Source organism: Aeromonas sp. Lyrl_2 (genome assembly GCF_051948815.1).
Lineage (GTDB): Bacteria > Pseudomonadota > Gammaproteobacteria > Enterobacterales > Aeromonadaceae > Aeromonas > Aeromonas veronii.
The window spans coordinates 1-2,735 of record NZ_JAYJLJ010000049.1; the positions used below are offsets into that span (position 1 = coordinate 1).

The 2,735-nt window shown below is 58.4% G+C and carries 2 protein-coding genes; both read left to right on the forward strand.

All coding sequences use genetic code 11. From position 1 onward, the window contains the following. Window positions 1-319 precede the first annotated feature (319 nt). Window positions 320-1,756 carry an arginine-ornithine antiporter gene (arcD, locus tag VF684_RS20795; protein WP_005336921.1) on the forward strand — a complete coding sequence of 479 codons (1,437 nt, stop codon included), beginning with the start codon at window positions 320-322 and terminating at the stop codon, window positions 1,754-1,756. Window positions 1,757-1,861: 105 nt separating this feature from the next. Beyond that, entirely contained in the window at window positions 1,862-2,650 is a 789-nt protein-coding gene (locus VF684_RS20800; RefSeq protein WP_139442076.1) for a sulfite exporter TauE/SafE family protein, read from the forward strand. The last annotated feature ends 85 nt before the right edge of the window (window positions 2,651-2,735 follow it).

The window sequence follows — 2,735 nt, forward strand, 5'->3', positions numbered from 1 at the left end:
TTTTATGCAGATTATTTATACAGAGAGTGCCTGAATGGCGATGCATAGGAACCATGCGAGTCAGGTTGTGTTGGCAGAAAAATGAGAAATATCAATGGGTCTTGGTTAATTTGAGCCAGCTCACAGGCCATATGGGTCAGTGCTGTAAAATTGCGCGCGGTCAAGGCGGTGCATGATTGACGGGACGAGGGATTGCGGTCGGAATAGTCATGCAATATAGTTGCCGCCTTTTTCACGGGGTCAGGATTCCCAGCCCCTCCCATATTGCGCGCAGTATGAATACGGACGCTCTGCCGCCGCCTAAATAAACAGGATTGAAATGGACAAGAAACTAGGGCTGGGCGCCCTCATTTCGCTGGTGATCGGCTCCATGGTCGGCGCCGGGGTCTTCAGTCTGCCACAAAACATTGCTGCGCATGCCAGTGCCGGGGCGGTCGCCCTGGGTTGGGCCATCACCGGTCTTGGCATGATCTGTCTCGCGCTAGTCTATCAGAACCTCTCCATGCGCCGCCCCGATCTCGATGGCGGGATCTTCAGCTATGCCAAGGCCGGTTTCGGCGATTTCATCGGTTTCAACGCCGCCTGGGGTTACTGGCTCTGCCAACTGCTGGCCAACGTCTCCTACGCCATCGTAGTGTTCAGCGCCCTGAGCTACTTCTTCGATACGCCTGACAACGTCATCTTCGGTGACGGCAATACGCCGGTCGCCATCACGCTGGCCTCCATCCTGATCTGGTCGGTGCATGCGCTGGTGCTGCGCGGGGTACAGGTTGCTGCACTGGTGAATATCGTCACTACCATCGCCAAGATGGTGCCGCTCATCGTCTTCTGTGTTGCGATCCTGCTGGCCTTCAACATGGATACCTTCACTCTGGATATCTGGGGCCAGAACAACATGGAGCTGGGCTCCGTGATGGATCAGGTCAAGTCCACCATGAAGGTGACCCTCTGGGTCTTTATCGGGATTGAAGGGGCCGTGGTGGTCTCTGCCCGTGCCCGTCATCGCAAGGATGTGGGCCGCGCTACCGTGCTGGCGCTGCTCGGCGCCCTGACGCTTTACGTGATGGTGACCCTGTTCTCGCTGGGTGTCATGAGCCAGCCGCAGCTGGCGGCGCTCAAGAACCCCTCGACCGCCATGATCCTTGAAGCCGTGGTCGGCCCCTGGGGCGCTTGGCTTATCAATATCGGTCTGGTGGTGTCGGTGATGGGTGCTCTGCTCAGCTGGACCGTGCTGGCCGCTGAAGTGCCCTACATCGCAGGCAAGACCGGCGTCTTCCCGGGCTGGTTTGCCAAGGAGAACAAGAACGGCTCGCCGCAGGTGTCGCTCTGGTGCTCCACCTGTCTGGTGCAGATCTTCCTGATCATCATCTATTTCCAGAGCAGCACCTATCTGGCGCTGGTCAACATCGCGACCTCGGCGGCGCTGGTGCCGTATGTCTTCTCTGGCGCTTATGGTCTGAAGCTGGCATTGAAAGGGGAGACCTATCAGGGTCAACCCCATCAGCGCAAGCGTGACCTGCTGCTGGCCCTGGTGGCGACGGTTTACGGCTGCTGGCTGGTCTACGCAGCCGGTGTGGAGTACCTGTTGCTGGTGGCGCTGCTCTACAGCCCGGGCATCTTCATCTACTGGAAGGCGCGTCAGCATCACGGTCTGCGCGGCCTTAACCGGTTGGAGCAGGGAATGACGGCGGCCCTGCTTGGCTGTGCCGTGCTGGCCTTCTACAAGGTGATGGACGGTACCATTCCACTGCACTAACCGGCACAATGAAGAGATGGCCCTCGCGCCATCTCTTTTTTTTCATGCTGATATCCACAGTTGCCCGGCCGTGTTGGCCAGTTTTTGTTTAACACAGGAATTTTTATGCTGTTTATGGGTTACCTCCTGCTGGGCGCCTTTGCCGGTATGCTGGCGGGGCTGTTCGGGATCGGCGGCGGTCTTATCATTGTCCCCGTGCTGGTCATGACCTTTCGCGCCCAGGGCATCGACCCTGAAATCATTACCCATCTGGCCCTCGGCACCTCGTTGCCCACCATGATCTTTACCGGATTCAGCTCGCTGCGGGCCCACCGGGAGGCGGGCGCCGTCGATTGGGTGATGATCCGCCGACTCGGCGCCGGCATGCTGATTGGGGGTTGGCTCGGCGGCATGACCGCCAATCTGCTCAGCACCAGCACCCTCAATATCATCATCGGCTGCTTCGCCTGGAGCATGGCGCTACAGATGGGGCTCAACCTTAAACCCAAAGCGGAGCGCCATATGCCGGGGCCGCTCGGCACAGGCATTGCCGGTACCATCATTGGCTGGATGTCAGCCCTGTTTGGTATTGGCGGTGGCTCGCTCACTGTCCCTTATCTGAGCTGGAACTCGGTGCCAATGCGCAATGCGGTCGCTGCCTCTGCAGCCTGCAGCATACCCATCGCGCTGGCGGGGAGCCTCAGCTACCTCTATGCGGGTTGGGATCATGCCGATCTGCCCGAGTGGAGTGTGGGCTACATCTATCTGCCCGCCCTGCTGGGCATTGTGCTGACCAGTACCCAGTTTGCCCGCCTTGGTGCCAAGCTGGCACACCGATTGTCACCAAGACGCCTCAAGCAGGCATTTGCTCTGCTGATGCTGCTGGTGGGGGCGAAATTTATGCTGTTTAGCTGATTCATTCGGCAGATTGTGTCTAGTCCTGAAATAGGTGTACACATTTTCAACTAGCATTTCTCTACTCAGAACCCCCTATGTGCCG